The organism is Acinetobacter stercoris, assembly GCF_900323515.1.
Classification (GTDB): domain Bacteria; phylum Pseudomonadota; class Gammaproteobacteria; order Pseudomonadales; family Moraxellaceae; genus Acinetobacter; species Acinetobacter stercoris.
Genome location: NZ_OOGT01000216.1, coordinates 1 through 6,363, shown reverse-complemented (window position 1 = coordinate 6,363; position 6,363 = coordinate 1). Strand labels below are relative to the sequence as shown.

4 protein-coding genes are annotated in these 6,363 nt (G+C 39.8%); 3 read left to right on the top strand and 1 reads right to left on the bottom strand.

Going from position 1 to position 6,363, the window contains the following annotated elements; genetic code table 11:
- The first annotated feature begins 118 nt into the window (after positions 1–118).
- The 3 genes from KPC_RS16805 to KPC_RS16795 are packed head-to-tail and all read left to right on the top strand — an operon-like array spanning position 119 to position 5,059.
- Positions 119–1,177 carry an HlyD family secretion protein gene (locus tag KPC_RS16805; RefSeq protein ID WP_121975502.1) on the top strand — a complete coding sequence of 353 codons (1,059 nt, stop codon included), beginning with the start codon at positions 119–121 and terminating at the stop codon, positions 1,175–1,177.
- Entirely contained in the window at positions 1,177–3,927 is a 2,751-nt protein-coding gene (gene rbbA / locus KPC_RS16800; RefSeq protein WP_121975501.1) for a ribosome-associated ATPase/putative transporter RbbA, read from the top strand. The genes KPC_RS16805 and rbbA overlap by 1 nt, the downstream gene beginning before the upstream one ends.
- Position 3,928: 1 nt before the next feature.
- Complete coding sequence (locus KPC_RS16795; protein ID WP_121975500.1) at positions 3,929–5,059, top strand: ABC transporter permease; 1,131 nt, start codon at positions 3,929–3,931, stop codon at positions 5,057–5,059.
- 121 nt (positions 5,060–5,180) lie between these two features.
- On the opposite strand, the gene KPC_RS16790 is transcribed toward KPC_RS16795, so the two are convergent.
- A complete protein-coding gene (locus KPC_RS16790; protein ID WP_121975499.1) occupies positions 5,181–6,266 on the bottom strand; it encodes a zinc-dependent alcohol dehydrogenase family protein in 1,086 nt (361 codons plus the stop codon).
- Positions 6,267–6,363: the final 97 nt, after the last annotated feature.

Genomic DNA, 6,363 nt, shown 5'->3' with positions numbered 1-6,363 from the left:
CGGTCACATATTTAAATTATTTATTTCATTATTTTTAAGGCACTGAAAATTGGACTATTTTATATAATATAACTACACTGAAAAAATAACCAAAATTTGATTGGGAGAGATGAACTCGATGAATATTAAAAAAATGTTAATCATTGGAGGGATTGTTGTCCTGATTTTGGTGGGATATTGGGCATGGCAAAACTTTAATAAAGTAGATACAGATGGTTTTATTAAAGGAAATGGGCGTATAGAGGCAACTGAGGTCAATATCGCCAGTAAAATGGCTGGTCAGTTAGAGAATATTAACGTAAATGAAGGTGATTTTGTAAAATCTGGGCAGCTTTTGGCAACGATCAAGGTCTTGAGTCTTGAAGCACAATTAAGAGAAGCAAAAGCACAGTTAGAACAAGCTAAAAATGCAGTATTAACGGCGAATGCTCAAGTGAACATGCGTCTAAGCGATAAAATTGCAGCAGAAGCTCAGGTACAGCAACAGCAAACATCACTTCGTGCTGCGGAACGTCGTCTATCAAGAACTGAAATTTTGGCGAAAGATGGTGCAACATCTAAGCAACAGCTAGATGATGAGCGCGCTGATGCAGATCGTGCACGTGCAGCCGTGAGTGTTGCCAAAGCTCAGGTCGCCAGTGCACAAGAAGCAATTGTTGCAAGCCATGCACAAGTCACCAGTGCCAAATCAAATGTAGAGGCTGCACAAGCGACAGTGGAGCGAATTCAATTTGATATTGAGGATAGCCAATTAAAATCTCCGATTAATGGTCGGGTTCAGTATCGTGTTGCACAACCTGGTGAAATGATTGCAGCAGGAGGTAAGGTTTTAAACCTGATTGATTTATCTGATGTTTATATGACGTTCTTTTTACCTGAAACTGTGGCTGGAAAAGTGGCTTTAGGTACGGAAGTTCGTCTGGTTTTAGATGTTGCACCTGATATTGTGATACCTGCTAAAGTTTCCTATGTTGCTGATACGGCGCAATTCACACCTAAAACTGTTGAAACAGAGAGTGAACGACAAAAATTGATGTTCAAAGTAAAGGCAAAAATTGATCCTGATCTTCTCAATAAATATATCACTCAGGTCAAAACAGGCTTACCAGGTGTTGCCTGGATTCGTTTGGATAACAGTAAGTCCTGGCCTAAAGAACTGTCAAGGCAGGTTAAATAATGATGATGCAACAATCTGGATTTAATAAGATTGTTGCCCATATTGAACATGTTAGCTTGTCGTATGGATCAACAATCGCACTTGATAATATCGATTTAAAATGCCCTGCGAACTGTATGATTGGTTTAATTGGACCCGATGGCGTTGGTAAATCAAGTCTACTGTCTTTGCTTGCTGGTGCACGTATTATCCAGCAAGGTAAAGTAGAGGTTTTAGATGGAGATATGTCTAGTAAAAGACATCGCCAGAAAGCTTGTCCTCGTATTGCATATATGCCACAGGGTTTAGGTAAAAACCTATATAAAACTTTATCGGTTGAAGAAAACTTACAGTTTTTTGCACGGCTGTTTGGACATAACTCTGCTGAACGCCGTCGTCGTATCGATGATTTGACTAAAAGCACAGGGTTATATGATTTTTTAGACCGTCCAGCAGGCAAATTATCTGGAGGAATGAAACAAAAACTGAGTTTGTGCTGTGCCCTGATTCATGATCCTGATTTTCTGATTTTAGATGAGCCAACCACAGGTGTAGATCCTTTGGCTCGTGCCCAGTTTTGGGAGTTGATCGCCCGTATTCGCCAAAGTCGTCCCAATATGAGTGTGATTGTTGCTACGGCTTATATGGATGAAGCCGAGGATTTTGACTGGTTGGTAATGATGGATGGGGGAAAAATATTAAAAACAGGAACACCGCAGGAATTATTGGTATTGACGGATACTCAAAATCTGGAAAGCGCATTTATCCAGTTATTACCAGAAGAGAAAAAGCAAGGGTATCGACCTGTCGAAATTCCTCCATATGATCAGAACCATGCCGATGGTTATGCGATTGAAGCACAAGATTTAACAGTCCGTTTTGGAAACTTTACTGCTGTTGATCATGTGAATTTTAAAATTCAACGTGGTGAGATTTTCGGATTTTTAGGCTCAAATGGTTGTGGTAAATCGACAACCATGAAAGTTTTGACAGGGTTGTTACCTGCATCAGAAGGGCAAGCATGGTTATTTGGTCAGGAAGTTGAAGGTCAAAAAATTGAGACACGGCAAAAAGTAGGCTATATGACCCAGTCATTTTCACTCTATAGTGAATTGACGATCTTACAAAATCTGGTTTTACATGCGGAGCTGTTTCATGTTCCCAAAGCCCATATAGCAACCCGTGTTGATGAAATGCTCAAGCGTTTTGATTTACTTGAGGTTCAAGATAGTTTGCCCGAAGATCTGCCACTGGGTTTAAAGCAGCGTCTATCTTTAGCAGTCGCATTGGTACATGAACCAGAAATTTTAATTCTGGATGAACCAACTTCTGGTGTAGACCCGATCGCTAGGGATAGTTTTTGGCGGCATTTAGTGCATTTGTCTCGTGAAGATAAAGTGACTATTTTTATTTCAACGCATTTTATGAATGAGGCACTGCGTTGTGACCGCATTTCATTAATGCATGCGGGTAAAGTGCTAGATAGCGATACACCTGCAAATATGATGCAAAAGCGCCATACAAACACTCTGGAGCAGGCATTTATCCAGTATTTACTTGAAGCTGGTGCAGGTACAAGTGATACGGAACAAACAGTTGAAGATGTAATTGAGGAAACACCAGTTAAGGCATCCATTCAGCATAATGGTTTCAGTCTACAACGTTTATTGAGCTATGCATGGCGAGAATCTCTAGAGTTGATTCGGGATCCGGTACGTGCAACCTTGGCATTACTTGGCTCAATTATCCTGTTATTTGTCATCGGGTACGGGATAAATATGGATGTCGAAGATCTGAGTTTTGCTGTACTGGATCGGGATCAATCTCAGGCGAGTCAAAACTACACGATGAGTCTATCCGGTTCTCGATATTTTATTGAAAAAGAACCTCTACATGATTATCAGGAACTAGATCAGCACATGCGCAAGGGCGATATTTCTCTTGCAATAGAAATACCTCCTAATTTTGCTCATGATATTGCTCGCGGGGAGAATGTCAAAATTGGCGCGTGGATTGATGGAGCAATGCCAACAAGAGCTGAAACTGTACAAGGCTATGTACAGGGAATTCATCAATTATGGTTAATACAGCAAATCAAACAGCAAACTGGTGTAAATTATTCACTGCCCGTGAATGTGGAAACCCGTTTCCGTTATAACCCAGATGTTAAAAGCTTGCCATCCATAGTCCCTGCCGTAATTCCGATTTTATTGTTAATGTTGCCTGCCATGTTAACGGCATTAGCAGTGGTTCGCGAAAAAGAATTAGGTTCAATTATTAATTTATATGTGACTCCTGTGACACGAACCGAGTTTTTACTAGGTAAACAGCTTCCTTATATCTTTTTGGCAATGACCAACTATTTTCTAATGTGCCTGATCGTTGTCACATTATTTAAAGTTCCAATCACAGGAAGTTTTTGGACATTGACACTTGCTGCTTTTTGTTTTGTGACAATTTCAACGGGAATGGGGCTCTTGGCATCTTCTATAACTAAAAGTCAGATTGCTGCCATGTTTATTACCATGATCGGAACAATTTTACCTGCAACTCAATTTTCAGGTTTAATTGATCCAATATCATCGTTACAAGGTTTTGGTCAGGCTGTTGGGAAAATCTATCCAGCAACACATATGGTGGATATTAGCCGTGGAGTGTTTAGTAAGGCTTTGTATTTTGAAGATTTAAAGCATTCAATATGGGCTCTGATCGTGACTATACCTGTCATCATGCTATTGGCAATTGTATTGCTTAGAAAGCAGGAGCGCTAAAATGCTCAAGAAAAAAATCGAAAATATCTATCGCCTTGGTGTAAAAGAGTTATGGAGTCTGTGGCGTGATCCTGCCATGTTATTCTTGATCATTTTTACTTTTACTATTTCAGTATATACCGCTTCTACTTCTGTTCCTGAAACGTTAAATAATGCGCCTATAGCCATTGTTGACGAAGATCATTCGGCTTTGTCCCAGAGGATCATCTCGGCATTTTATCCACCTGGTTTTACCCCTCCGCAGATGATTGATATTAGCCAAATGGATGCGGGAATGGATGATGGACAATATACCTTTGCACTGAACATTCCTGCTAATTTTCAGGAAGATGTATTGGCACAAAAGGTACCAACTATTCAACTTAATGTTGATGCAACACGGATGTCTCAGGCATTTTCAGGTAGTGGTTATATCCAGCAAATGATTCAACTGGAGGTAAATGAGTTTGTTGCACGTAATCGTACAGTTACAAGTTTACCTGTGGAGCTGGAACTACGCGCACGTTTTAATCCATCCCTTGAAAAGAAATGGTTTGGAGCACTCAATCAGATTATCAATAACGTGACCATGATTTCGATTATTTTGACAGGAGCAGCATTGATCCGTGAACGAGAGCACGGCACGGTTGAACATTTACTGGTGATGCCTGTTACGGTTTTTGAGATCATGATGGCAAAAATCTGGTCTATGGGGTTGGTGGTTTTGCTGGCTTCAAGTAGCTCGCTGTATTTTGTGGTAATGGGGTTTATGCATATACCGATTTTGGGTTCTATTCCTTTGTTTTTCTGTGGAGTTGCTTTGTCTTTATTTGCAATGACATCAATGGGAATTTTCCTTGCGACTATCGCAAAATCGATGCCACAATTTGGTCTATTGTTGATTTTGACCTTGATTCCATTACAAATGCTTTCTGGTGGAATGACACCGCGTGAGAGTATGCCCGAGTTCGTACAAAATATTATGTTTTTTGCCCCAACAACTCAGTTTGTTGAGCTTGGACAGGCAATATTGTTCCGTGGTGCGGGTTTGGAAGTCGTATGGAAACCATTTATTTGCCAGTTTTTTATTGGTCTGGCTCTGTTTTTATTTTCACTTAAGCGTTTTAAAGAAACAATTCATACTATGGCTTAAATCATCTGGCTATTTTTTACTATCTTGTTTAAAAGCAGGTCTTGTATTTAAATAAAATCAAGACCTGCGTTATATAGTGTTTTAAACATACACTTCTAGTATGCAAATACTTATCGTTCTACTACGTAATATCAATAATTACTTTCATGGCATTTTGTTCAGCGGCATGCTTAAACACATCATAGGCTTTCTCAAATTCATCAAACTTGAAGTGATGCGTCGCCAGCCTTTCTAGTGGTAATTTTCCTGAACAGCAGGTTTTAAGTAACATCCGAGTGGTATTGGTATTCACCAGACCAGTGGTAATGGTGAGGTTTTTAATCCAGAGTTTGTTCAATTCAAAATTGACAGATTTTCCATGTACTCCGACATTTGCTAAATGTCCACCTTCTTTAACAATATTCTGGCAAATATTCCATGTTGCCTCTACTCCAACAGCCTCCATTGCACAATCAACACCGCGATCGTGAGTAATTTCCATAACACGTTGAATAGCATCCTCCCTGGTTGAGTTAATCGTATGTGTTGCACCTAACTCTCGGGCCAGTTTTAAGCGATTATCGTCCATATCAATCGCAATAATCTGCTCAGGTGAATAGAGCTGGGCAGTTAAGAGGCATCCCATGCCGATAGGACCTGTCCCTACAACGGCTATAGTATCTCCTGGCTTTACGTTGCCATACTGAACACCAATTTCATGTGATGTAGGTAAAACATCTGAAAGGAATACCGCAACGTCTTCGTTTAATTCTTCAGGTAATAAATAAAGTGAAGTATCCGCAAAAGGCGTACGAACATATTCGGTTTGTGTGCCATCAATCATATAACCCATGATCCAGCCACCATGATTTTGGCAATGTGAGTACAGTTGTTTTTGACAATTTTCGCAAATTCCGCATTTGCTCACACAAGAGATAATGACCTTATCTCCCTTTTTAAAGTTTTTGACCGATGAGCCTACTTCTTCAACAATCCCAATACCCTCATGCCCTAGAATACGTCCATTAAACTGCCCTGTAGTCTGTATGGCATTTTCCTGAATTTCAGGATTTTTACCTTTCCAGATTCCTAAATCTGTCCCACAAATGGTGGTCTTGGTAACACGAATGATTGCATCTGCTGGATCTATGATTTTGGGTGTTGGTCGCTCCTCAAAACGGATATCATTCTCGCCGTAGTAGACCATAGCTTTCATTATTGCTTTCATCTTTTTCCCCTGTGATTTTAGTTATATATCAGGTGTATTATTTGAAAGAAAACTGAAATAAATATTCTCTCAAATACTTAGATTAACTTATCAAGAA

Bases quoted from the DNA above. Each gene is read 5' to 3' on its own strand.
- KPC_RS16790 (WP_121975499.1), bottom strand. From the start codon at position 6,266: ATGAAAGCAATAATGAAAGCTATGGTCTACTACGGCGAGAATGATATC.
- KPC_RS16805 (WP_121975502.1), top strand. From the start codon at position 119: ATGAATATTAAAAAAATGTTAATCATTGGAGGGATTGTTGTCCTGATT.
- rbbA (WP_121975501.1), top strand. From the start codon at position 1,177: ATGATGATGCAACAATCTGGATTTAATAAGATTGTTGCCCATATTGAA.
- KPC_RS16795 (WP_121975500.1), top strand. From the start codon at position 3,929: ATGCTCAAGAAAAAAATCGAAAATATCTATCGCCTTGGTGTAAAAGAG.